This is a genomic window from Micromonospora sp. CNZ296 (genome assembly GCF_007827635.1).
The window spans coordinates 713,879-735,580 of record NZ_VISW01000001.1; the positions used below are offsets into that span (position 1 = coordinate 713,879).

The 21,702-nt window shown below is 69.1% G+C and carries 23 protein-coding genes; 10 read left to right on the top strand and 13 right to left on the bottom strand.

The genetic code is table 11. The features are described from left to right. Positions 1 to 7: 7 nt before the first annotated feature. Positions 8 to 337 (bottom strand): ArsR/SmtB family transcription factor, encoded by a 330-nt coding sequence (locus FB455_RS03335; protein WP_145752084.1) that lies wholly within the window; start codon positions 335 to 337, stop codon positions 8 to 10. 70 nt (positions 338 to 407) lie between these two features. Between FB455_RS03335 and FB455_RS03340 the strand changes: the two genes are divergently transcribed. Together FB455_RS03340 and FB455_RS03345 are read left to right on the top strand one after the other, a co-directional pair. Continuing rightward, positions 408 to 1,796 carry an MBL fold metallo-hydrolase gene (locus FB455_RS03340; protein WP_145752086.1) on the top strand — a complete coding sequence of 463 codons (1,389 nt, stop codon included), beginning with the start codon at positions 408 to 410 and terminating at the stop codon, positions 1,794 to 1,796. Between the two features lie 288 nt (positions 1,797 to 2,084). Further along, positions 2,085 to 2,840 carry a PIG-L deacetylase family protein gene (locus tag FB455_RS03345; protein ID WP_145752088.1) on the top strand — a complete coding sequence of 252 codons (756 nt, stop codon included), beginning with the start codon at positions 2,085 to 2,087 and terminating at the stop codon, positions 2,838 to 2,840. A 363-nt stretch (positions 2,841 to 3,203) separates the two neighbouring features. Here the strand turns inward: FB455_RS03345 and FB455_RS03350 are convergent, their stop codons facing one another. From FB455_RS03350 to FB455_RS03365, 3 genes are all read right to left on the bottom strand, one after another. Then, positions 3,204 to 4,334, bottom strand: a complete 1,131-nt coding sequence (locus FB455_RS03350) for an FAD-dependent monooxygenase (protein WP_145752090.1) — start codon at positions 4,332 to 4,334, stop codon at positions 3,204 to 3,206. Further along, positions 4,331 to 4,951: a TetR/AcrR family transcriptional regulator gene (locus FB455_RS03355; protein WP_145752092.1), complete on the bottom strand. Its 621-nt coding sequence runs from the start codon at positions 4,949 to 4,951 to the stop codon at positions 4,331 to 4,333. The genes FB455_RS03350 and FB455_RS03355 overlap by 4 nt, the downstream gene beginning before the upstream one ends. A 535-nt stretch (positions 4,952 to 5,486) precedes the next feature. After that, positions 5,487 to 5,753, bottom strand: coding sequence for a metal-sensitive transcriptional regulator (locus FB455_RS03365; protein WP_145752166.1), 267 nt, complete (start codon positions 5,751 to 5,753; stop codon positions 5,487 to 5,489). Positions 5,754 to 6,208: 455 nt separating this feature from the next. Here FB455_RS03365 and FB455_RS03370 point away from each other — a divergent pair, with 455 nt between their 5' ends. Both FB455_RS03370 and FB455_RS03375 read left to right on the top strand, forming a co-directional pair. Then, the gene (locus tag FB455_RS03370; RefSeq protein ID WP_145752095.1) at positions 6,209 to 6,601 is read left to right on the top strand and encodes a YidH family protein; all 393 of its coding nucleotides are present in this window, start codon (positions 6,209 to 6,211) and stop codon (positions 6,599 to 6,601) included. Further along, entirely contained in the window at positions 6,598 to 6,957 is a 360-nt protein-coding gene (locus tag FB455_RS03375; RefSeq protein ID WP_145752097.1) for a DUF202 domain-containing protein, read from the top strand. Before FB455_RS03370 ends, FB455_RS03375 begins: the two co-directional genes overlap by 4 nt. Before the next feature lie 579 nt (positions 6,958 to 7,536). Here the strand turns inward: FB455_RS03375 and FB455_RS03380 are convergent. Together FB455_RS03380 and FB455_RS03385 are read right to left on the bottom strand one after the other, a co-directional pair. Then, positions 7,537 to 7,929, bottom strand: coding sequence for a DUF302 domain-containing protein (locus FB455_RS03380; RefSeq protein ID WP_145752100.1), 393 nt, complete (start codon positions 7,927 to 7,929; stop codon positions 7,537 to 7,539). A 77-nt stretch (positions 7,930 to 8,006) separates the two neighbouring features. Continuing rightward, on the bottom strand, positions 8,007 to 9,209 hold the full coding sequence (locus tag FB455_RS03385) for an NAD(P)/FAD-dependent oxidoreductase (RefSeq protein ID WP_145752102.1): 1,203 nt from the start codon (positions 9,207 to 9,209) through the stop codon (positions 8,007 to 8,009). Between the two features lie 152 nt (positions 9,210 to 9,361). Between FB455_RS03385 and FB455_RS03390 the strand changes: the two genes are divergently transcribed. From FB455_RS03390 to FB455_RS03405, 4 genes are all read left to right on the top strand, one after another. Next, on the top strand, positions 9,362 to 9,631 hold the full coding sequence (locus FB455_RS03390; RefSeq protein ID WP_145752105.1) for a metal-sensitive transcriptional regulator: 270 nt from the start codon (positions 9,362 to 9,364) through the stop codon (positions 9,629 to 9,631). Between the two features lie 122 nt (positions 9,632 to 9,753). Continuing rightward, positions 9,754 to 11,154: an MBL fold metallo-hydrolase gene (locus tag FB455_RS03395; protein ID WP_145752107.1), complete on the top strand. Its 1,401-nt coding sequence runs from the start codon at positions 9,754 to 9,756 to the stop codon at positions 11,152 to 11,154. 70 nt (positions 11,155 to 11,224) lie between these two features. Beyond that, positions 11,225 to 11,815, top strand: coding sequence for a rhodanese-like domain-containing protein (locus FB455_RS03400; protein WP_145752110.1), 591 nt, complete (start codon positions 11,225 to 11,227; stop codon positions 11,813 to 11,815). Next, complete coding sequence (locus FB455_RS03405; protein ID WP_145752112.1) at positions 11,812 to 12,717, top strand: sulfite exporter TauE/SafE family protein; 906 nt, start codon at positions 11,812 to 11,814, stop codon at positions 12,715 to 12,717. Before FB455_RS03400 ends, FB455_RS03405 begins: the two co-directional genes overlap by 4 nt. 1,278 nt (positions 12,718 to 13,995) lie before the next feature. Here FB455_RS03405 and FB455_RS03410 read toward each other — a convergent pair. The 3 genes from FB455_RS03410 to FB455_RS03420 all read right to left on the bottom strand — a co-directional run bounded on the left by FB455_RS03410 (position 13,996) and on the right by FB455_RS03420 (position 16,854). Then, on the bottom strand, positions 13,996 to 14,283 hold the full coding sequence (locus FB455_RS03410) for a zinc finger domain-containing protein (RefSeq protein WP_145752114.1): 288 nt from the start codon (positions 14,281 to 14,283) through the stop codon (positions 13,996 to 13,998). A gap of 842 nt (positions 14,284 to 15,125) precedes the next feature. After that, positions 15,126 to 16,637, bottom strand: a complete 1,512-nt coding sequence (locus tag FB455_RS03415) for a multicopper oxidase family protein (protein WP_221488047.1) — start codon at positions 16,635 to 16,637, stop codon at positions 15,126 to 15,128. Next, positions 16,627 to 16,854 carry an SHOCT domain-containing protein gene (locus FB455_RS03420; RefSeq protein WP_145752118.1) on the bottom strand — a complete coding sequence of 76 codons (228 nt, stop codon included), beginning with the start codon at positions 16,852 to 16,854 and terminating at the stop codon, positions 16,627 to 16,629. Before FB455_RS03420 ends, FB455_RS03415 begins: the two co-directional genes overlap by 11 nt. A gap of 628 nt (positions 16,855 to 17,482) precedes the next feature. Between FB455_RS03420 and FB455_RS03425 the strand changes: the two genes are divergently transcribed. Next, on the top strand, positions 17,483 to 17,797 hold the full coding sequence (locus FB455_RS03425) for a zinc finger domain-containing protein (RefSeq protein WP_145752121.1): 315 nt from the start codon (positions 17,483 to 17,485) through the stop codon (positions 17,795 to 17,797). 290 nt (positions 17,798 to 18,087) lie between these two features. On the opposite strand, the gene FB455_RS03430 is transcribed toward FB455_RS03425, so the two are convergent. The 4 genes from FB455_RS03430 to FB455_RS03445 all read right to left on the bottom strand — a co-directional run bounded on the left by FB455_RS03430 (position 18,088) and on the right by FB455_RS03445 (position 20,575). Continuing rightward, entirely contained in the window at positions 18,088 to 18,402 is a 315-nt protein-coding gene (locus tag FB455_RS03430) for a rhodanese-like domain-containing protein (RefSeq protein WP_091331281.1), read from the bottom strand. A gap of 210 nt (positions 18,403 to 18,612) precedes the next feature. Then, positions 18,613 to 19,412 (bottom strand): IS5 family transposase gene (locus FB455_RS03435; RefSeq protein ID WP_167545755.1). Its coding sequence is split into 2 segments (ribosomal slippage): positions 18,613 to 19,076 and positions 19,076 to 19,412, totalling 801 coding nucleotides; the frame shifts between segments, so codons are not numbered across the junction. Positions 19,413 to 19,543: 131 nt separating this feature from the next. Next, the gene (locus tag FB455_RS03440) at positions 19,544 to 19,996 is read right to left on the bottom strand and encodes a hypothetical protein (protein WP_141722616.1); all 453 of its coding nucleotides are present in this window, start codon (positions 19,994 to 19,996) and stop codon (positions 19,544 to 19,546) included. A 39-nt stretch (positions 19,997 to 20,035) separates the two neighbouring features. Beyond that, positions 20,036 to 20,575, bottom strand: a complete 540-nt coding sequence (locus FB455_RS03445) for a DUF2231 domain-containing protein (RefSeq protein ID WP_091331283.1) — start codon at positions 20,573 to 20,575, stop codon at positions 20,036 to 20,038. A 286-nt stretch (positions 20,576 to 20,861) separates the two neighbouring features. Here FB455_RS03445 and FB455_RS03450 point away from each other — a divergent pair, with 286 nt between their 5' ends. Then, the gene (locus FB455_RS03450) at positions 20,862 to 21,464 is read left to right on the top strand and encodes a TetR/AcrR family transcriptional regulator (RefSeq protein WP_091331284.1); all 603 of its coding nucleotides are present in this window, start codon (positions 20,862 to 20,864) and stop codon (positions 21,462 to 21,464) included. Positions 21,465 to 21,702 lie beyond the last annotated feature (238 nt).

A 21,702-nucleotide genomic window follows, 5' to 3' on the forward strand; every position in this document is an offset into this window, starting at 1 on the left:
CTCCCGGCTAGGAGTCGGTGGTCGTGGTTTCCAGTAGGCGTGCCCGGTGCTGCACGCTGGCGCAGACGATCTCGCAGAGCCGCTCGATCGTCTTCTCGACGACCCGGTAGAAGACCTGGTTGCCGACCTTGCGTCGGCCGAGGACCCCGCCGAGGGTCAGTTTCCGTAGGTGTTGGGACGCGTTGGCGACCGAGATCCCGGCGGCCTCCGCCAGCTCGCCGACGGATGTTTCCCCGCGCTCGCACAGCAGGCTCACCAGATGCAGCCGCGTCGGATCGCCGAGGAGGGCGAACCGTGCGGCGGTCTCGTCGAGCATCGGTCCGGGGCCAAGCGCCATGGACAGACGCTAGTTCTTGGGTCTTCAATTAGTCAATTGATTGCTGGCCAAAAACGTGAGGCGGTGTGTCATGGACTTCGAGGTCTTCACCACGCCCGGGCTCGGGGACAACAGCTATCTGCTGCGCTCGGGCGACGAGGCGGTCCTGGTCGATCCCCAGCGGGACGCGTGGCGGTTCCTCGCCGCGGCCGAGACGCTGGGGGTACGGGTGCGTGCGGTGCTGGAGACGCACGTGCACAACGACTACGTCTCCGGTGCGCACGAGGTGCGCGCCGCCACCGGCGCGGAGCTGGTGCTGCCCGCCCGAGGCGGTTACGAGTTCCCGCACCGGCCGGTCGACGAGGGCGACGAGGTCGCCGTGGGCGATCTGCGGCTGGTCGCCACGGCCACGCCGGGCCACACCCCGGAGCACCTCGCCTGGCTCGCCTACCAGGCAGGAACAACGGAGCCGCAGACCCTGTTCAGCGGGGGCAGCCTGCTACTCGGCAGCGCCGGGCGTACGGACCTGCTCGGCCCGGATTTCACCGACCGCCTGACCCAGGACCAGTACGCCAGCCTGTCCCGACTCGCCACGCTTCCCGACGACGTGCGGGTGCTGCCCACCCACGGCGCGGGGAGTTTCTGCGTGGCGGCTATGCCGTCCACCTCGCCGACCAGCCTCATCGGTACCGAGCGCCAGCGCAATCCGCTACTGCTCGCCGCAGATTTCGCCAGCTTCGCCGAGGAGCTGTCCGGGGAACTCATGGCCTACCCGAGCTACTACGCGCACATGGGGACGATCAACAGGGCGGGGGCTCCCGCGCTCGGCACGGTCCCGCAACCACCCGAGGTCACCCCGGCCGACGTGACCGAGGCCCTGTGGGCGGGCCTGTGGGTGGTCGACGCCCGCGATCGGGCCGCATTCGCCGCCGCGCACGTTCCCGGCTCGATCAACATCGAGCTGAACTCCGGGTTCGCGAGCTACGTCGGGTGGCTGCTGCCGTTCGACGCCCCCATGCTGCTGATCCTGCCCGAGCCGGCACCCGAGTCGTTGCGGGAGGTGATGACCCAGCTCATCCGGATCGGCTGGAGCAACGTGCAGGGGTACCTGCCGGGTGGGGTCGAGCGGTGGCGTTCGCACGGCGGTGACGTGTCGTCGTACCCCCTCGTCAGCGCCGACGATCTCTGCGACGCGTACGTCCGCGGCCACCAGCCGGCGGTGCTCGACGTCCGTCAGCCACTCGAGTGGCAGTGGGGCACCATCCCCGGCAGCCACACCGTCTTCGTCGCCGACCTCCCGGCGCGCCGGCAGGAACTCCCCCGTACCGAACCGGTGTGGGTGATCTGCTCGAACGGGCACCGGGCCGCGATCGCGGCGAGCCTGCTCGACCGCGCCGCCGTGCCGGTCCGACTGGTCGGAGACGGTGGCGTCGGGGAATGGCGGGTACGGTGCCGGTCCCTGCGGACCGCAAGCGTTTAGCCGGGAACGTCGCCGTTCACGGAGAGACGGGCGGGTCCGGCCGCCCGGGGCGGACCGGCACGTTCGCGCGGCGGTATGGGCGGGTTCAGGGTGTTCGTGGGCTTTGCGCAGTGTGGTGTGGCCCGTGGGCGACCGCGGACCAGATCGCACGGCTGGTCCGGGAGGCAAGCTTTCCCGCCGTGGTCGATTCGGTGATCAGCATGTCCCCGATCGGCACGGCGAACGCGGCGATGACCGGGCGAACCATATACCCTAGGGGGTATTGTGGTTGGTGGAGAGGTGATAGCCATGACGCTTCCGACTACCGGCACCTGGCCGAAGCTTCCTTGGCAGGTCACCGGGGTGCTCGCCGTGGTCGCCCACCCCGACGACGAATCCTCTGGCCTTGGTGCCGTGTTGGAGGAGCTGATCACCCACGGCGCCCGGGCGAGCGTGCTCTGTTTCACCCGCGGCGGAGCCTCCACCCTGCACGGCAGCCCTGGAGAGTTCGCGGTCACCCGGTCGCAGGAGATGCACGGTGCCAGTGCCGCACTCGGCGTGTCCCGGGTCGAGCTGCACGACTACCCGGACGGCAACCTCGGCGCGGTGCCCCTCGATGAGCTGGCCGGTCACATCCTGCGGCTGATCGGTGAGGAACGCCCCAGTCACCTGATGGTCTTCGACCTCGGCGGGGTTACCCGCCACCCTGACCACCACCGCGCCACCCAGGCCGCCCTAGCCGCTGCCGGCGTGGCCGGCCTGCCGGTGCTGGCCTGGGCGGTGCCCAGGTGGGTCGCGGAGCAGCTGAATGCCGAACTCGGCACGACCTTCATGGGACGCGACCCGGCCGAACTGGACGCGGCGCTTGTCGTGCGTCGCCGGCTCCAAGCAGCCGCCATCGCCTGCCACCGCAGTCAGTCCATCGAGAATCCGGTGCTGCGCCGCCGCTTGGAACTGCTCGGCGACCATGAGTACCTGCGATTCATTGACCCGGCGACGCTGGCGGGCACAACATCAGGTTGCGTGGCGGCGGGATACGTTCGCCCGCCCGTGTTCACCGGTTGAGGCGCCGTCGCACCGGTATGCGTCGCGCGAGAATGATCATCTGAGGAGTCTGCGGTAGCAGATGGCTGAATGAGGTCGACCAAGAGTTCAGCGCGCTTCAAAGATGCGGCTCCGGGCGTCGCTGGTCCCGCCCGCTCCGGTCGGGCCGTGTGGGCACAGATGTGGGGCGGCACCAGGAGTGCTGGTCATGAGCTGGCGTTGACAGTTTGGGGTTGAGGCGAGTTGCAGTGCAGATGCTGGACCGGCGGCGTGAGGGACGGTGCGAGGGGCGCCTCTGCTCACCTGCCCCGGCGGGCGGCTCTACCCCGTGAAGAAGACGGCAACAGTCCGCCGCCGCGGGTACCTGAGTGCTCTTCCGGGCCCCTACGCCTTTGCCAGCAGGTCGAGCGCGGGCTGCACCAGCTTGTGGTACTGGGCCTCGACCAGGGACGGCGGCAGGGATCGCATGAACGTATTGCGCACGGTGCGGGCCAACGGATTGGTCCAGTGCGAGAACTTCCCAATGCGCCGGGAGGTGAGCTGTATCGCGCGCACTCGCTCGTGCCGCAACGTCGTGTACCGCTGCAGGGCTCCGGCGATACCCGGCCGCAGCGCCTTCATCAGGCCATAAGCGTCCTCGATGGCCATGGCCGCGCCCTGCCCCTGGTTGGGGGTCATGGCATGTGCGGCATCGCCGAGCAGGAACACCCGATCGCTGCCCCACACCGGCGCGGCCAGTTCCTCCAGGTCGTGGTGTAGCGGCGGCCGATCGGTCAGCATGTCGAACAGCCTGGTCAGATCCGAGTGATGCGCGGCGAAGGCGGCCCGGAAGCCGTCCGGCCAGTCGAGTTCGGGCGCGCGGCGCGGCGCCGACCTGACCAGGTAGTAGTAGAGCTGACCGCCGCGCAGCGGGACGACGCCGATGCGGGTGCCCGGGCCCCAGGCCTCCACCGCCCGAAGGAAGCCGGGGTTGCGAGTGAGGCCGCGCCAAGAGGTGGCACCGCTGTAGAGCAGCGGCTGCTGTCCCAAGCTGAGCCTGCGGACGGTCGAGTGCAGGCCGTCCGCTCCGACGACCACGTCGAAGGTGTGTGGATCCGGTTCGTCGCCGAACCAGACAGATACCCCGCGGGAATCCTGCCGGATTCCGTTGGCGCTGCTACCAAGGATCAGCTGCACCCGTTCGGGTAACTGCTCCAGCAGGGCGGCGTGCAGGTCGGGCCGCGACAGTGCCCACATCGGACCGTATTGCCCGGCCAGGCGCTGGGTCTCCAGCCGTTGTAGCAGCTGCCCGCCGGCGCCGACCAGGTCGAGCGAGGGTAGAGCGTGGCCGTGCCGGGACAGGTCGACGCCGAGCTCGGCGAGGATCTTGGCGGCGTTGGGTGCCATGATGATGCCCGCGCCGACTGGCGAAAACTGCTCCATCTTCTCCGCCAGTGTGACCTGGTGGCCGGTCCTCGCCAGCGCGATGGCGGCGGTCAGTCCACCGATGCCACCGCCGACAACGAGTGTCTTCATGCTCCATCCTCCATGCGGAATAGGCGATGCAGCGATGCTGCGAGCAGGGCCAATTGCTGCGGTCGCTCCAACTCGCCTCGTAGGCCGGCCACGAGGAAGGCGAAATACAGCCCGAAGTACGCCGTGAAGGCCAGAGTTGGGTCGATGTCGGGGATGGCTTCGGCGCCGACGCCCTCGGTGATCCGTTCGGTGACCCAGTCCTGAAACTGTTGGATGCGCTGCTGTGCCGGGCCGTGTGGACCGGATCGGAACAGGGTCGCGGCCAAGTACTGCCGGGCCAGGTCAGGCTCGTCGTCATAGCCCTCATACAGGCAGCCGGCCACATGGACCAGCTGTCCGACCAGGTCCGCGCTGGCTGGCACGGTGTCCATGCCCAGTTGCAGCGCCTGCCCGATGCGCTCGTCGAGCAGCGTCTCGACGAGCAGGTTCATGTCCGCGAAATGGACAAAGAAGGTTCCGGCCGCCACCCCGGCCTCGGCGGCGATCTCGCGGGTGGTCGTCGCCGCGAGCCCGCGCCGTTCGATGACGCGCCGCGCGGCCGCCAGCAGCTCATGCCGGGTCTGCTCCTTGCGCTGCTGCCGCACCCCCGTAGGCGCGGACTTTGACTCCTCGCTCATTCACTGAGCATACTCAGTGAGTGCGCTCGGTCAACAGCTTCCTCCGAATATTCGGGCAGGCCGCTGTTGCGTCACACCAGGTCCTGACGCGGAAGCCGACGGCGCCGGATCCGCCTCGGCGACTTCGCCGACCAGTCGCGGACGACCACACCGCAGGGGCGGCGTGTCGGAGACGCACTGGATCCGGCGTGGTCGGCGCTGGCGACGAGCCAGCAGCGCCCGAATCTGCGGCTCGACCGCATCCACGATCGAACCGCGAGTGACCCGCTGATAGCGGGGCGGTTCATGGCTCCCAAGCGCCTTGCGCACCGTGTTCCGTGAGACCTCCAGCCGACGAGGGATGGCCGTGATCGCCAACCCTCGGCCCGGTACAACCAGCGGATCTCCGCCCGGTCCTCCACGGCCAGCACCTCCCGATGCTTCCGGAAGGGGTCAGAATTCAGCGGCCCGGAACCATGGGGTCAGTTATCAGGCGGAGCCGACAACCTTGTGGGGGACTCGCGCCTCGACGGGGTGCACCCCCATCAGATGGTGGTTACGCAAGAGACAGGAACAGCTTCTCCATCTGTTCGAGATTGGCCTTCTGGTCCTCGCCCGCGGCACCGCTGACGCACTGCTGCAGCCCGCTAGCGATGATCTTGAACCCGGCGCGGTCCAGTGCTCGCGACACCGCTGCGAGCTGGGTCACCACGTCGGCGCAGTCTCGACCGTCTTCAAGCATGCCGATGACGCCGCGAATCTGGCCCTCGGCGCGGCGAAGCCGTTTGATCACGTCACCGACTGCATTTTCGTCGACCTGCATGTTCAAGCCCCTCTCCATGTCCGGCGCCAAATGTACACCGGGGGGGTATGGAATTGCGGCATGCTACTATCGCCGCATATACCCAGGGGGGTATGTAGGAGACGGTTCTGCGATGATTGAAGTAGACCTTGCGACGTTTTCCCACGCGCGCTCCGACGCTGCGGTGGTTATCGACGTCCGCGAGCCGCACGAGTACATGATCGGGCACGCGGCTCATGCACGCGTGGTTCTGCTGGGACACGTGCCGGCGTGCGCCGCGGAGATTCGTCGCGGTGAGGCGGTCAACGTCATCTGCGCCAACGGTAACCGCAGTCGAATTGCGGCCGCCTACCTGGATTGGCTTGGGAGTACGGGTCTAGGTCCACCCGACAGCCGGACGGAGCGGCCAGCATTTACATGGGAGGAGCACACATGGCCACCACGATCAGTGACCGGCGCGGGAGGGGTGGGTCACCATGACGCTGTTCCGTCCGCGACCGGATCGTCCCCCGCTGCACGAGGTGGGGGAGACGCCGGACTACCGCTTCAGCTTGGCGAACGAGCGTACGTTCCTCGCCTGGATCCGCACGTCGCTGGCGCTGCTGGCCGGTGGTGTGGCGGTCGTTCAAATCGTGCCGGACTTCGCGTTCGCGGGGGCCCGGCCGATGCTCGGGGTCATACTCATCGTGATGTCCACCGTCATCGCCGCGACGAGCTACGCGCGGTGGGAGCGCCGCGAGCGGGCGATCCGGCTCGGCGGGCCGCTGCCCCGGTCGGTGCTTCCACGGGTGGTTGGCATCGGGCTGTCCGTGGTTATGGTGCTGGCGCTGGTCTTCGTGCTGATGGAAGTGGTGCGAGGACAAGAATGAGACGTCCCGAGCCCGCACATCCAACGGAAGTCATCGACGTGGGCCTGCAGAGCGAACGCACCTACCTCGCCTGGCAGCGCACCGCCCTGGCCTTCGCGGGAGTCGGCGCGCTGCTGCTCTACACCGGCCTGTCCCGCGGACCGGCGCTCGCCATCCCCGGGGGACTTGGGCTGCTCACTGGCGTTGTCCTGCTCGCTTGGGCGCGACCGCGCTATCGACTGATGGTGGCGGCAGCGGGTTCTGGTCGTGCCGTGGCGGACCGTCGGATGGTGGTCGGCGTCGCGACGGCGGCCACATTGTTGGCCCTGGCTGGTTTCGCCGTCCTACTCGCGGCGGCCCGCCACAGCACGGCGTGACACCTCGCGGCCAGCCCGAGCCGGCCAGCGGATGCGCCGATCCCATGGTCGCCTCGCCGCAGATGCAGCACGTTGCGTTCGGCGGGCGCCGGAGTGCGTTGGGGTGAACTGCGAACGTCCGGACCGGTCGATCATTCCCGCGAGACCCTGCGCCAGGTATCGCTCGGCCACCGCTTCGCGGTGCGGTCCAGGGCAAGTGGCTGCTCGAGTACCGTGGCCGCTCAAGGCACACGAACTCGTGTCAGCATCGGTGCTTAGCCGGTCCGCGACCGCCGGATTCCGGCGCGTTTGCCGGGTTGAGGATCTCGCTGCGCTGACGCAGGCCGCGCGCCCGCGCCTTGCTGGACACCGCGTACAGCGCACCGACCGGTTGCGAGCTTGCAGGCTGTCCGCAGCCGGTGCGCCGCGTTCGGAGTCGATGCTCTCGATCCGGTGGGCTGCCGGTCCGCGCGCTGAAGCGGGCGATTCGTTCCGGTGACCTGGACATGGTCGACGTGCGGGCCAAGACCGCCGGGCAGGCCGCCCGCCGCTGTCGGTGCGACCGCCCAGGGGTGCGGGCGCGAATTCCCCTGCCACCTCTCAGCCCGTGAGCGCGTCCAGTGCCGCGCGCAACCGCCGGGTCGCCTCGTCGGCGACCTCCCGCAGTTCGGCTGCGTCGCTGAGCTGCACCATCACCTGCGGATCGAGGGCCTGCACCAGGGTGGCGTCCGGACCGTCGGCGCGGACCACGACGTTGCACGGCAGGAGCAGGCCGATGTTTCGGTCGGCCTCCATGGCGCGGTGCGCGAGGGGCGGGTTGCAGGCGCCCAGGATGACGTACTCCTCCATGTCGACCCCGAGCTTCTCGCGCAGCGTTGACCGCATGTCGATCTCGGTCAGCACTCCGAAGCCCTGGTCCTTCAGCGCGGCCCGGACCCGCTCGAGGGTCGGGGTGAATCCGGCGGTCAGCCGGGTGGTCATCGCGTAGCTCATGCTCTGCTCTCCTTCAGGTGAGATGGTGCCGGTCGCGAACGATCGGCGTGGGTGATTCGGCAAACCGTTCGGGCCAGTCAGACCAGCCCCCGTAGCATGCCGTGCCAGTACAGGGCCGGAAGCCCGTAGCGCTTGAGCAACCACATGTCGTAGCGCGGCTTCATGGTGTCGATGACTGGGAAGCTGGGCTTCGGCTTGAGCTGGTAGTCGAACTCGGCGAGCAGCATCCGGTTGTGGGCGGTGACCAGCGGGCAGGAGGTGTAGCCGTCGTAGCGGGCCGGCAGCGGCTTGCGCCCGGGCGCGGCGAGCATGTTGGCCACCACGACCGGCGCCTGCTTGCGGATGGCGGCTCCGGTCTTGGACGTCGGCAGGTTCGCCACGTCCCCGAGGGCGAAGACCTCGGGCCAGCGGGTGCTCTGGAGGGTGTACTGGTCGACCGCCAGGTAGCCGAACGGGCTGGCGGGATCGGCGAGAGCGCTGTCCTTGAGCCAGTCCGGCGCGCTCTGCGGCGGTACGGCGTGCAGCAGGTTGTAGTCGATGGTCTCCTTGGTGCCGGAGGCGTTGTCGTGGATGACCGCCCGCCGGCTGTCCCCGTCGACCTCGACGAGCTGAGACTCATAGCGCACTTCGATGCCGTAGTCCGCGGCGACCGGGACGAGCACTTTCGCCCAGTCCGGCTGGCTGAAGATGGTCGCCGTGGGCAGCACCAGGATGATCCGGATGCCGTCCAGCAGGCCCTGCCGGCGCCACCAGTCGGCCGCCAGGTAGGCGATCTTCTGTGGCGCGCCGCCGCACTTGATTGGTCCGGCCGGCATGGTGAAGATCGCCGTGCCGCCTCGCACCTTCTGGATGAACTCCCAGGTGCGTGGTGCGAGGTCGTACCGGTAGTTGCTCGACACCCCGTTGCGCCCGACCGATTCGGCCAGGCCGGGTACGGCGTCGAAGTCGAGCTGCAGCCCGGGAGCCATGACGAGCTGGTCGTAGGCCAGCGTGTCGCCGCTGCCGAGCGTGACGGTGCGGTTGTCCGGGTCGGCGCTGGTTGCCCGGTCCCGGATCCAGGTCACGCCCTTGGGGATGAGCTTTCCTTGCGGCCGTACGGTTTCGCCCGCCTTGGTGAGGCCGCTTCCCACCAGGGTCCATAGGGGCTGGTAGTAGTGGTGCTCGGAGGGCTCGACCAGGGCGATGTCGGTGACGCCCTGGCGATGTAGCCGCGCGGCCACGCTGATGCCGGCGGTGCCGCCGCCGACGATGACCACATGATGGTGCCGGACGGTAGTCATGGGACCTCTCAGGTAGGAGAAGGGCGACCGCCGGGGGCACCGCGGAGGGGCGGGAATCCTCCGGCGACCTTCGAGGTTAACCATACCCGGGGGGGTATCCCCTTCGCCAACCGTTACCCCCGGGGGTATAGTGGAACGCGAGAGGTGGCGCGATGAATCTCCGACCTGAAATGACCAGTGAGGCGTTGACCCGGCTCAAGCGGGCGCGGGGACAGCTGAACGCGGTCATCGAGATGATGGAAAACGATCAGGACTGCCGCGAGGCGCTGACGCAACTCGCGGCGGTGTCCAAGGCAATCGACCGGGCCGGGTACAAGATCATCGCCTCGGGCGTGCGGTACTGCGAGGCCGCGCGCGAGCGCGGCGAGGTGCCGGAGATGTCCGAGGAGGAGCTGGAGAAGCTCTTCCTGGCCCTCGCCTGATCGGGCCACCTGTCCCGTGCCGCCACCGGCGGCGCGGGCGGTAACCGCTTCACATGAGCCGGGCAGGACCCTGCCCCCTATATACCCCCCCGGGTATGTAGTCTTTGAAGGGAGTACGGCCAGTGACACTTGAGGTGTCCGTTATCGCGACATCGTCCCTCGGCGACCGGAGCTACCTGGCTTCGGACGGCACGGTGGCGATCGTGGTCGACCCGCAGCGTGACATCGACCGGGTCCTGTACCTCGCCGGTGAGAAGGGCGTACGGATCACGCATGTGGTCGAGACGCACATCCACAACGACTACGTGTCCGGCGGGCTCGAGCTTGCCCGGGTGACCGGTGCGCACTACCTGGTGGCCGCGGCCGACGAGGTCGGGTTCGACCGAATGCCGGTATCCGACGGTGACCAGGTTCCGGTCTCGGACTCTCTGCGGCTGCGAGTGATCGCGACGCCGGGTCACACCTTCCACCACCTGTCGTACGTCCTCGACGAGTCGACCGAGGGCGGTTGGTGGCCGGTAGGCGTCTTCACCGGCGGCTCGCTGCTCTTCGGCACCACCGGGCGTACAGACCTGCTCGGCAAGGAGCACGCGCACGAACTCGCCCACCACCAGCATGCCTCCGCCAAGCGGCTGGCCGACCTGCTGCCCGACGGCGCCGAGGTGTGGCCGACCCACGGGTTCGGCAGCTTCTGCTCGGCCAGCCAGTCCGACGCACCCGAATCGACGATCGGCCGGGAGAAGACGGCCAACCCTGCCCTCAAGCTGGCCGCAGACGAGTTCGTGACCGAGACCCTCGCCGGCCTTGACGCATACCCCGCGTACTACGCCCACATGGGCGTGGCCAACTTCGCCGGCCCCGCGCCGGTCGACCTGACGCCGGTCACCCGGGCCGATGCCACCGAACTGCGCGAGCGGATCGCCGACGGGCAGTGGGTCGTCGACCTGCGGCACCGCAAGGCGTACGCCTCATCGCACGTCGCCGGCACGGTCAGCCTCGGGCTGGACGGACCGATGTCGACCTGGCTGGGTTGGCTGATCGACTGGGGTGTCCCGATCACCCTGCTGGCCGAGACGCCAGAGCAGGTCGCCGACGCCCAGCGCGAGCTGGTTCGCATCGGCATTGACCGGCCCACCGCGCAGGCCACCGGTCAGCCGGAGAAGTGGGTGACCAAGCCGGAGGAGCTGCGGAAGATGCGGCTCTCGGACTTCCCGGCGCTGGCCGCCGGGCGCGCGGGCAACACGCCCGCCGGGCTGCCCGCCCCGGATGTGGTCCTCGACGTGCGGATGACCAACGAGTGGCGCACCAGCCACATCAAGGGCGCGGTGCACATCCCGCTGCCGGACCTGCCCAAGCGGCTGGCCGACGTACCGGCCGGCGCCGTCTGGGTGCACTGCGGCTCCGGCTACCGCGCCACCGCCGCGGCGTCGCTGCTGGCCAACGCCGGCCGCGAGGTCGTCGTCATCGACGACAAGGTCGACCAGGCCGGTGATGCCGGTCTGGAGATGGTCAGCGGCGCCTGACCGATCAGCGCCCCACCGGCCGGCGCCACCGGGCGCCGGCCGGCCCCCGACATCCTGTGAACGAGGAGACATGACTGCTTCCGAGACCACCACGCTCGATGGCGCCACCCTGCGCGAACTGATCGACGCCGGCCGGGCGCCCCGTCTGCTCGACGTGCGTACCCCGGCTGAGTTCGAGACCTCCCACATCCCGGGCGCCTACAACGTGCCGCTGGACCTGCTCAAGGAGCACCGCGAGGAGTTGCGCAACCACCTGGACGAGGACGTGGTGCTGATCTGCCGCTCCGGTGCCCGCGCCGCCCAGGCGGAGCAGTCCCTGGCCGGGGTCGGACTGCCGAACCTCAAGGTGCTCAATGGCGGCATGCTCGCCTGGCAGGCGGCCAACGCGCCGATCCGGCAGGGCAAGCAGCGCTGGGACCTGGAGCGCCAGGTCCGCCTGGTCGCGGGCTCCATCGTCCTGCTCAGCATCCTCGGTTCGGTGTTCGTGCCGGGTCTGAAGTGGGTCGCCGGGTTCATCGGCGCCGGCCTGACCTTCGCTGCCGTGACCAACACCTGCGCGATGGGCATGATGCTCGGCAAGCTGCCGTACAACCGGGGTGCCAGCTGCGACCTGGACACCATCGTCGGCCAGCTCCGCGAGAGCACCGGGGGGCGGGCATGACCGCGACCCTGGCCCTGACCATCGGACTGGCCGTCCTCATCGGCGTCAGCCTCGGCCTGCTCGGCGGCGGCGGCTCGATCCTCGCCGTACCGCTGCTGGTCTACGTGGCCGACCTGCCGGCCAAGGAGGCCATCGCCACCTCCCTGCTCGTCGTCGGCGCCACCAGCGCCGTCGGCGTCCTCCCGCACGCCCGGGCGGGACGGGTCCGCTGGCGTACCGGACTGATCTTCGGCTTCGCCGGCATGACCGGCGCCTACGCCGGCGGTCGGCTGGCCGAGTTCATCCCGGCTGGCTTCCTGCTCACTGGGTTCGCGCTGATGATGCTGGCCACCGCCGTCGCCATGATCCGCGGCCGTCGCTCCGCCGAGGGCAAGCCCGTGCCGCACGAACTGCCCGTGCTCCATGTGATCCTCGACGGCATCGTCGTCGGGCTCGTCACCGGCCTGGTCGGCGCCGGCGGCGGCTTCCTGGTGGTGCCCGCCCTGGCTCTGCTCGGCGGCCTGCCGATGCCGGTCGCGGTCGGCACCTCGCTGGTGGTCATCGCGATGAAGTCCTTCGCCGGCCTGGCCGGCTACCTCTCCAGCGTGCACATCAACTGGGGCCTGGCCGCCGCGGTCACCGTCGCCGCCATCATCGGCAGCTTCGTCGGCGGCCGGCTCGCCGGGAAGATCCCGGAGGCCGCCCTGCGCAAGGCCTTCGGCTGGTTCGTCGTGGTGATGGGCGTCTTCGTCCTCGCCCAGCAGCTGCCCGACCAGCTGCGCACCAACCCGCTGCTCTGGATCGGCGTCGGCGTTGCCGCCGCGATCGCCGTGGTGGTGACCGTGCTGCGTGGCCGGAGGAAGCCCGAGCCGCAGCGTGAACGGATCGCTACGGCGGCGGTCGGATCCTCGCCCCGCCACTGAGCGCGACCACGAGGGGCGTCCGGCAGGTCCGGACGCCCCTCGCCCGTCTACCGTCGGGCAGTCCGGCCGCTGCTCGCACGGCAGGCGGGTGACGGACTCGGCCCGGAACCGGCCGCTTAGCAGCCACGGAACTGGTGAGGATGAGGGCCACGCCGTGAACGTTCTTCGGTCGTGCGTCGACAGAAGCGCGGCCATGGACAGCAGGAACTGGGGCGAGCGGTACGCGAGCGCCTCGCTGGTGTGGACCGTCCAACCGAACCGCTTCGTGGTGGAGAAGGTGGGCCGGCCTGCGTCCGGCCAGGGCGTTCGACGTGGCCGCCGGCGAGGGAGGCACCGCGGTGTGGTTGGCCCAGTCGTACTGGCGCACGGCCGAGACGCGGTGCGCCCAGGCGGGACAGTCCTCGTGGTCGGCCACGACCTCGCCAACCTCTGCGGAACGGGTAGACTCCAGGAGCATCCCGTCCTGCCGACACCCCAGCCGGTAGTTGACGGCTCAAAGGGCCGCGGGTCCGCCGGGCCGGAACCGCCCCCGGCCGGTAACCGTCGATGCCGCACCGTTGAGGCGCGACGGACATCCAGAACATGAAGGCGAAGTACGGCGATCCCACGGGATTCGCCTGTACCCGACGCCGGGCTCCGGGCTCAAGAGGTGGACCGGGGCCGTCTTCAACGAAGTCCCCGTACCGCAACCCTGCTGTACAGCTTCTAGGACTGGCCGGTCGATGTGGCCACCTCTGCTCCAGCTCGCGGCCGGCGGCCTGGACCACGCCGTTCTATCTGGGCTGGACCACGAGCCTGAGCAGGGCACCTGGGCCGCCCGGACCCCGCCACCTACCGGTCGAGTGGCAGGCGCTGATCAACCCGCTCGCCGGCCACCCACGCCGCAGCGAGGTCCGGCTGACGCCGATCTTTACCGACTACTACGCCAAGTGCCATTGCGCGGCCTTCTGGGACGACGTCGGAATTGTGGCCAGCTACGCCGGGGTGGAGACCATCGGATTCGAACTCTATGACACGGGCGACAGCACCTAACGCACCCGACCGAGCGCAAAGCGGTGCCGCTGCAGTACGCACGCCGGACCGAGGTCAAGAGGCTGCTGATCCTCGGTGAGTGGGGGTCGACCGCTAACCTACGACACCGACGGCAGCGAGGCGGCGCAGGCCATGCGCGACAACCTGGCGTACATGCGCCAGCAGCCCGACGTTCCGTATGTCGCTGCTGGTACCAGGACAAGTGGAACCTGGACAGGCGTTCCGCGACCCGATGGCGCTTAACCTCTAGCGGCCAATCGTTTCCTTGCACAGCTCGACGCGCTCCGGGTGGATGCTGTCGTGCAGGATGTGTCCGGGAATGGTGATGCATCTCTGCCCCACCATCGCATTACACACCGGACACGGGACGAACAGGCCGGTACCCGGTGCACGCACCCCTCGGGCCACCACCGCGTCAACGATCTGGCGAATGAGGGGGTACAGCTCCCGCTGCTGGTGCCGGGACCTGGCTGCGATCTCGGAAAGTTTCATCAGCGCGTCCCACACCTGGTCGGCCGCCTGCTGCTCGGTCATGCGTTCTTCCACCCGGTCCATCTCGGTGCCTTCCCGGCCTGGTCCAGGCATAAACCACCCTCTAGCCGTCGAAGCGGGCGAAGCCTACCTGCGCGAGAACGGAAGGAGGTAAAATGCACGGTGCCCATTGTCCACGCGAGCACGCCCCCTACGGGAGCGTAGTTCAACAAAGGCCGCCCTCAAGGCTATCAAGTTCATCAAAAGGCCACTGCGCATTTAGCTCACCCGGTTCGAATGGAAGAAGTAGCCATTCCTGGTGGAACCGTGGCAGCGAGGTAGCGCCTGGAAGGACGAGGAAACCGGCTCCGGCCCACGGAAAGAATCGGCGCCTCCATCTTCGGTGCGGTGAATGGGTGCGGCGGACAAGATGGTCGGCGGCTGCTGCGCCTCGGCTCGACTGACAGTGCCTTGCCTGGTACGGGCGGCGAGGCACTGTCACTGGCCGCCGCGATCGGCGCCTCCATTCTGGTCGTCTGGGTCGGTCGCGGGGGAGCGGCCGCTGCCTGGACGGAAATCGTCGGGAAGACCGGTGGCCCATGACCCGGGCGGCGAACCTACATGTAGATCTCCTACGGGATCCGACATGGGCTCAATGAGTCGCTGACCGGCCGCTCGGCATACCGAGGCAGATTAAGCAAAGAATCCATTTCGCCCAAGGTGGTGACCGTCGGTACTCTGCGTTGGTCGCTCGCCATCGCCATCGGCAATGAATCGGCCGTGCTGGTACTGGCCAGTACCCGGGCTGCCGTGACACGCGTCGACGGTCTGGCCGGACGCCCCCGAGCACCTCGCCGACCGCTAGCGTGAATTGTTGCTGATCGCCCACGGCTAGACGATCCTCGTCAACGTAGCGCCTCGACCACTCCCATCATCCCGAGGTCCTCGTGGTCGAGGATGTGGCAGTGGTAGACGGTCCGTCCCGGAAAGTCGGTGAAGCGCACCCGCACCGTCACGCTCGACCGGGCCGGCAGGATGACCACGTCGTACCACTGGGGGTTACCCTCCACCGGACTGCCGTCGCGGGCCACCAGCTGCACCGGCCAGACGTGCAGGTGGAACGGGTGGTTCATCGGGCTGGTGTTGCGGACCGTCCACTCCTCGACGGTGTCGAGGCGGACGGCGGCGTCGACCCGGTCGGGGTCGAACTCCTTGCCGTCGATGGTGAAACTCATGCCGCCGCCCATGCCTCGGCCCATTTCCATGGCGAAGGTCAGCGTGCGCCGGCCGTTCACGGCGACTGCCCGGAGGTCCTCGGGTTCGACCAGTCGGCCGGGTAGCTGGGGTGTGGCCGCCGCCTCGCCCGCCGCCTCCACCTGCAGCAGCGTGGCGGGCGTGTCGCCGCCCGCGTTGCCGCGCCCCAGGCCCATGCCCATGCCGCCCCGGTCCACCGGCTCGGCGACCAGCTGGTGCCGGCCAGGGCCTGGTATCCGTACCAGCAGCTCCGCCCGGTTGCCGGTGGCGAGCAGGATGTTGTCGACCTGGGTCGGCGTGGCAAGGCGACCGGTGTCTCCGGCGACCTGCAGCAGCTCAGCCCCCTCTAGCCGGAGTCGCATGAAGCGCGACGTGCAGGCGTTGATGATGTGCCAGTGTTCGTAGCCGCCGGGGGAGACGGTCATGGTCGGCTTCAGTCGGCCGTTGACGAGCACTAGCTCGCCCTCCCGGCCGAGCATCCGGCCGCGTTGGTTGGCCTGCGCGATGCGGTCGCCGTTGAGGGTGGTGTCGGTGATGACCAGGACCCGCTCGCGCTGCGCCGGCAGCGGCACCGAGTCATCCCGTTGTACGACAATCGCCCCCATCAGGCCCGCGAAGAGTTGGTCAGCGACCGTCCCGTGAAGGTGCGGGTGGTACCAGAACGTTCCGGCCGGGTGGTCGCGCGGGATCTCGTACTCGTAGCGGAACGTTTCGCCGTCCCTGATGTGCAGGAACGGATTGTCGCCATTCCGCTCAGCCGACACGTGCAGCCCGTGCGTGTGTAGGTTCGTCGAGGCGCCCAGGCGGTTCACCAAGTCCAGCGTCACCCGGTCGCCCGGCCTGAGGCGAAGGGTCGGACCGGGCACCGAGCCGTTGTACGACATGGCCTGCACTGAGCGACCGGCGATCGTCACCCGACCGGCGGCGGCGCTCAGCGTGACGTGCAGCCGACCGCCCTCGCTGGCGATCACTGTCGGCTCGACGAACCGGTCGCCGGTCGGAACGGCGCCGGGGGAGCCACTCACGGTCGACGTCGGGGAACCCCAGCCGCGCAGCAGCCCCGCCGCCCCGACTCCGGCGCTGACAGCGCCCGCGCCAGCCAGCAGCAGCGCCTTCCGGCGTGTCATTCCGCGGCGGCGTCCGTCGCGACGTTCAGTGCTCATCGGGCTCCCGCCGTCGCTGCCGGTACTCCTCCTCGCCGATCTCACCGCGGGCGAACCGCACGTCGAGGATCTCCCGTGCCGTCGCGCCCCGGCCAGTCGCTTCCCCGGAAGGCGACCGCGCGGCCAAGGCAAGGCCGGCGACCATGGCCGCCACCCCGACGAGCAGCAGCAGCCACCACAGCCACGTCCAACCTATTCCGACACCCCACGGGCCCATGGCGCCTCCTCGCTCGATCACCGGCGTGCCGGCCCGGGAGTGGCCCGAGCGGCACGCCCATCGCGCAGGCGAGTGATGTTGGTTAACCGGCAGGGTGCCGATCTGACGTTAACCGGTCTCCGCCGACCGGAGCAGCCGGACGGCGAAAGGCCCGGGGGCAGACACCCGATGGGAGGACCGCGTGGGCGACGGCGAGATCCCAGCCCTGACGCAGGATTCGGCGCCATGGTCGACGGTTACCCGAGCCGGGCCCCCACGCCTTCGGCGAGATTGCGCACCCAGTCGGCGGCCGATGCTACGCCGGACCCCGTTACGGTGTTCCCGACCTGCACGACGGTGATGTAGCTGAACCCCGGGTCGCTGGTTTGCCTTCTGGGAATCGCACCGGTTCCTCGGCCAGATTTTGCGGCTGCCGAACTCATTGGGGGACACCCGCGAGAAACATATGTTGCCTTCCATGGGACCAGGGGAGGTACCAGCTCGGCCGGGCGACGACGGGCCGCCGCTGGTTCGTCGCCGCGCCATTCGCTTTGGCGGTGCTCTCGCTTGTAGTTGTGTTGCTTGCCGGTTTGCGGTCCCGGTTCGGTAGCCGAGGTTTGGCACACACGAGGTCGGGGAGACGGACCGTATGCCGCTCATCAAGATGACCGGGGAGCAGGCTGCCGTACAGTTCATGGAAGGAATGCGGGAGGTGGCCGCCGCCGCGACGCGGTACCGGGACGAGGAGCTGTTCGGGGCGCTCCTCAAGATGGCCAGGGCAGCCGCGTCCCAAGGCGTCGCGGTAGAGCCGCAGGGCGGGCAGTTCGCCCCGTGCCCGGTGTGCGATGCCGCGCCCGGCCGGAGCTGCATTAACGTTCCTGGCCATCCCGTGCGCGGCGATTTCCACCCTGAGCGGGTCGAGCTGGCCGCGAAGGTGCTCGCTGGAGAAGTGCCACCCCCATGACGCGCCGCGTCTTCCGCAGCTCTGCTGGTCGCGATGCTGGCTTACGCCGGCGACAGTGCGCTGGTCGCGGAGCTGCGGGCGACCGGCCGCCCGGTCTATGTGCCGCGCCCGGGGCGCGTGGCCGGCCTCCAATTCCGGCAGGGCCGCGTACGTCGATCAGCAACCCGTCCGAGGCGATCAGTGCCGCTCGGCTGTGGCCACGGGGATCTGCTCGTCGAGCAGCGTCCGGAAGAAGCCACCCTGTTGCACTCGGCCTCCTGGCCTCTTGGTTGATGTCTTGGCCTAGTGGTTCAGGCCCGGCTGCCCTGGGTCAGGGAGCGACCCGCGCGGGCCCACGCCGCCGTGCCCCCGGCGACCGACCGGGCGTCGATCCCGGCCCGTTCGAGCAACTCGGCGCCCACCTGGCTGCGGTTGCCGCTAGCGCAGATGACATACACCGTGCCGCGGCGGGGCAGGTCCCTGATGCTGGTGGGCAGGTGGCCCAGGGGGATGCACCGGGCGCCGGGGACGTGGCCGCCGACGTACTCGACGGGTTCCCGTACGTCGATCACCGTCGCCCCGTCGGCGTGGGCGGCGGAAAAGGTTGCCATGTCGACCTCGCGCATAGCTCTACTCCTTTGAGTGGATACCCCAGGGGGTATGACGCTCCGACAGTAGCGCGCCGATCTGCCCGCCGCCAAGCGCTCGGCGGGCGGCGCCTGAAGGGGAAGCCCTCGCGGCCGCCGCGCGGACCGGCTACAAGATCATCGCGTCGAGATGCGGCACCGCCCGGTCGCGCGTGGCCGTGTCGAGTAGCCGGAGATGACTAAGAGCTCCTAACTCTTTGAGTGTTGGAGTCGGCGCCAGCAGATGATGGCGCAGGCGAGGGTGAGGAACGCTTCGTGGATGTCGTCGCGGATCTCCCAGCGGATGCGCAGGCGGCGGAACCAGTGCAGTAGGGCGATGGTCTGCTCGACGACCCACCGTCGGGTGCCGAGCCCGGAGCCGTGGCCGGTGCCGCGTCGGGCGATGACCGGGGTGATGCCTTTGGCCCTGAGGTCGCGTCGGTAGCAGTCGTAGTCGTAGCCGCGATCGGCGTAGATGCGGTCGGGTCGCTGCCGGGGCCGGCCGCGGACGCCCTTGATGCGGGGGACCTTGTCGACCAGGGGCATGAGCTGGGTGACGTCGTGGCGGTTGCCGCCGGTCAGTGCCGTGGCGAGGGGGATGCCGCCCGCGTCGGTGATGACGTGGTGTTTCGAGCCTGGCTTGCGGCGGTCGACCGGGCTCGGACCGGTTTTGGGCCACCCTTGAGCGCCCGGACGTGGGAGCCGTCGATCACCGCCCGGGACATGTCCAACTGCCCGGCGGCCCGGAGTCTGCCGAGCAGCACCTCATGCAGGCGTTGCCACACGCCGGCGTCATTCCAGTCCCGCAACCTGCGCCAGCAGGTCATGCCCGACCCGAACCCAAGCTCTTGGGGCAGGTACTCCCACGGGATCGCGGTGTAGAGCACGAACAAGATCCCGCACAACACCTTGCGATCATCGAGAGGCTTGCGGCCCGGGAACCGTCGCCGTCGGGGCGGACGGGGCGGCAGCAGCGGTGCGACCTCGGCCCAGAGTTCGTCCGAGACGATCCACGGCGGCTGCTCACCCCTCCTCACGTTCAGACAGAACGATCCTCACGTCCCGAGGACACGCCCAACATCATTTCGTTAGGAGCTCTAAAGAGGAACTGAGAAACTGTTCCTGGCCCTGTCCTGACCTGCTAGCGTCGCCTCGAGTGACTCCGGTGGGTGTTCGCGTACTCGGCCCGGCGGTGCAGCAGTACCAGGGCCATGGCGGGCAGCATCAGGATGTGACCCGCGATCATCACCGCCGATTCAGGGAGCGCGCCGCCCCAGAACGGCACGAGTAGTACCGCGAACGGTAGGAGCATCGCGGCGTTCATCTCCACGATGCCGGCCCACTGGTGGCGGCGGTAGTACATCCAGAGCGTCATGCCAGTACCCATGCTGAGCATCATGACAACGACCCGCACCTCAACCCGATCCAGCAGGTCAGCCTGGCCGAGCAGGGCGAGGGCGAGTCGTGCGGCCATGCCCAGCACCGCCATCCCGATGAACATGGCCACCACCATTTCCAGGAAGTGCCATGACAGCCGACGCCATGGGATACCTGGAGTGCTCGCTCTGGTGGTTGTCTCCTCTGCGGCGGTCACCGTCGCTGCTCCTTAGCACCCAAAGTCATCTTTGCCTCCTCAGCTCGGGGTGGTGCTTCCCGCGGTCGTCGTCGCCACGTCAGACCACGCGGCCTCCGCGCCACTGTGGCCGATGCGGACAACCGATGCGAGAACGCCTGCGGCGGTGATCACGGCCAAGATGGCCACCACGACGGCTGCCAGCCGCGGTGCGGGTGCGGGAACGCCCGAACTGTGCGACCCGCCGTCCGGCCCGGCCGGGCCGGCCCGAGCCGTCTCCCAGCGGTGCAGCCAGCCGGTCGCCGCGGCTGCGAACACAAGCGCAATCACCCAGGGCAGCAGGCCAGTGCCGAAATCGCGGTGGCGGTCGATCAGTTCGTTCGCGGGGAGACGCCCGCGCAGGGCGTCGCCCGACTGTACGGTCACCGGTACCAGGACCAACGCCAGCGCGCTCAACGCGAGTGCGAGCGGAGCGGTTCGGGCGCGGAACGTGGGCCACACCCCGGCAAGTCCGACGACCAGCGCGGCGGCCGGCACGACGATCACCGTGGCGTGCACGACCAACGGGTGTATCGGCAGGTCGGCAATGGTGTCGAACATGAGGCTCCAACCCTTCCGGCCAACGAGCAGGGAGCAGCCATGTCGCCGCGACGTTATTGCGGCGAAGCGGTACCCGTCGTCGGCGACGAAGACGTTGCCGCGAGCGGCGGACCGGTGGGGCCGCCGGCCCGACTCTAGACGAACTGCGACATGACTGTCTAGCTTCTGGGGGTGGTCAAGGGGGCGTCGCGCGCGCTGCTGTGCAATCACACGGGCCCGGGGGCACGTTCTGACAGCACGAGACCGGCCTGTGGGCACGCGAGGCCGGTGAACGGTGGGAGGACCGATGGCACGAACCGGCAGGCGCCCGGCTGGGTCGGGCGCGCGCGAGAAAATTCTCGCCGCCGCGCGGGATGCCTTCGCGGCGCGGGGCTTCGGTGGGGTCACGATGCGGCAGATTGCTTCGATCGCCGCCGTGGACCCTGCGCTGGTGCACCACTACTTCGGCACCAAGGACCAGCTTTTCCTCACCGTCCTGCGCAGCGCGGTCGATCCGGACCGGATCCTCGCACAATTGCTTGCTGGTGGCGTCGACACGCTGGGGGAGCGGATCGTTGCCGAATTCCTCCGACTGTGGGAGGGCGACGCGGGCGCCAACGCCAGCGCGTTGTTGCGTACGGCGGCGACGGCCGACCACATCGCACGGCTGGTCCGGGAGGTCATCTTTCCCGACGTGGTCGACGCGGTGATGAGCAAATGCGATCTCGATCCGGGCGAGGCGCCCCTACGGGCGGCGTTCGTCGCCTCGCAGTTGGCCGGCCTTGCGTTCACTCGCTACCTGGTCGAGCTGGAGCCGCTGGCTGCGGCAGCGGCCGACATCGTGATCCGCACCGTCGGAGCGACCGTGCAGCGGTACCTGACCGGTGAGCTGCCGTCCCCGAACCCGTAGCCGCAGGGATGAGCGGCATCGGCGGCGGGGGTTGTCCCTGGCGGGAGCAGGACCTGCGCATTAGGGACACGTGCCCCCCAACCCCCCCGCCGGAAGTCCTGCAGCGACGCGGAGCCTAAGCGGCCCGGTGCCGCGGCGTGAGGAGGAGGCGGGGCTGATCCGGTCCGACCTGCCGCCGGAGTGGGTGGTGACCATGTCGGCGTCGCCGCTCGTCGCCGGAGCCCGCACTCGGCGGGTA

Bases quoted from the DNA above. Each gene is read 5' to 3' on its own strand.
- FB455_RS03390 (WP_145752105.1), top strand. From the start codon at position 9,362: ATGAATCTCCGACCTGAAATGACCAGTGAGGCGTTGACCCGGCTCAAG.
- FB455_RS03370 (WP_145752095.1), top strand. From the start codon at position 6,209: ATGACGCTGTTCCGTCCGCGACCGGATCGTCCCCCGCTGCACGAGGTG.
- FB455_RS03345 (WP_145752088.1), top strand. From the start codon at position 2,085: ATGACGCTTCCGACTACCGGCACCTGGCCGAAGCTTCCTTGGCAGGTC.
- FB455_RS03415 (WP_221488047.1), bottom strand. From the start codon at position 16,637: ATGAGCACTGAACGTCGCGACGGACGCCGCCGCGGAATGACACGCCGG.
- FB455_RS03410 (WP_145752114.1), bottom strand. From the start codon at position 14,283: ATGACCGAGCAGCAGGCGGCCGACCAGGTGTGGGACGCGCTGATGAAA.
- FB455_RS03450 (WP_091331284.1), top strand. From the start codon at position 20,862: ATGGCACGAACCGGCAGGCGCCCGGCTGGGTCGGGCGCGCGCGAGAAA.
- FB455_RS03355 (WP_145752092.1), bottom strand. From the start codon at position 4,951: ATGAGCGAGGAGTCAAAGTCCGCGCCTACGGGGGTGCGGCAGCAGCGC.
- FB455_RS03405 (WP_145752112.1), top strand. From the start codon at position 11,812: ATGACCGCGACCCTGGCCCTGACCATCGGACTGGCCGTCCTCATCGGC.
- FB455_RS03445 (WP_091331283.1), bottom strand. From the start codon at position 20,575: ATGTTCGACACCATTGCCGACCTGCCGATACACCCGTTGGTCGTGCAC.
- FB455_RS03400 (WP_145752110.1), top strand. From the start codon at position 11,225: ATGACTGCTTCCGAGACCACCACGCTCGATGGCGCCACCCTGCGCGAA.
- FB455_RS03350 (WP_145752090.1), bottom strand. From the start codon at position 4,334: ATGAAGACACTCGTTGTCGGCGGTGGCATCGGTGGACTGACCGCCGCC.
- FB455_RS03340 (WP_145752086.1), top strand. From the start codon at position 408: ATGGACTTCGAGGTCTTCACCACGCCCGGGCTCGGGGACAACAGCTAT.
- FB455_RS03375 (WP_145752097.1), top strand. From the start codon at position 6,598: ATGAGACGTCCCGAGCCCGCACATCCAACGGAAGTCATCGACGTGGGC.
- FB455_RS03385 (WP_145752102.1), bottom strand. From the start codon at position 9,209: ATGACTACCGTCCGGCACCATCATGTGGTCATCGTCGGCGGCGGCACC.
- FB455_RS03420 (WP_145752118.1), bottom strand. From the start codon at position 16,854: ATGGGCCCGTGGGGTGTCGGAATAGGTTGGACGTGGCTGTGGTGGCTG.
- FB455_RS03380 (WP_145752100.1), bottom strand. From the start codon at position 7,929: ATGAGCTACGCGATGACCACCCGGCTGACCGCCGGATTCACCCCGACC.
- FB455_RS03430 (WP_091331281.1), bottom strand. From the start codon at position 18,402: ATGCGCGAGGTCGACATGGCAACCTTTTCCGCCGCCCACGCCGACGGG.
- FB455_RS03335 (WP_145752084.1), bottom strand. From the start codon at position 337: ATGGCGCTTGGCCCCGGACCGATGCTCGACGAGACCGCCGCACGGTTC.
- FB455_RS03365 (WP_145752166.1), bottom strand. From the start codon at position 5,753: ATGCAGGTCGACGAAAATGCAGTCGGTGACGTGATCAAACGGCTTCGC.
- FB455_RS03425 (WP_145752121.1), top strand. From the start codon at position 17,483: ATGCCGCTCATCAAGATGACCGGGGAGCAGGCTGCCGTACAGTTCATG.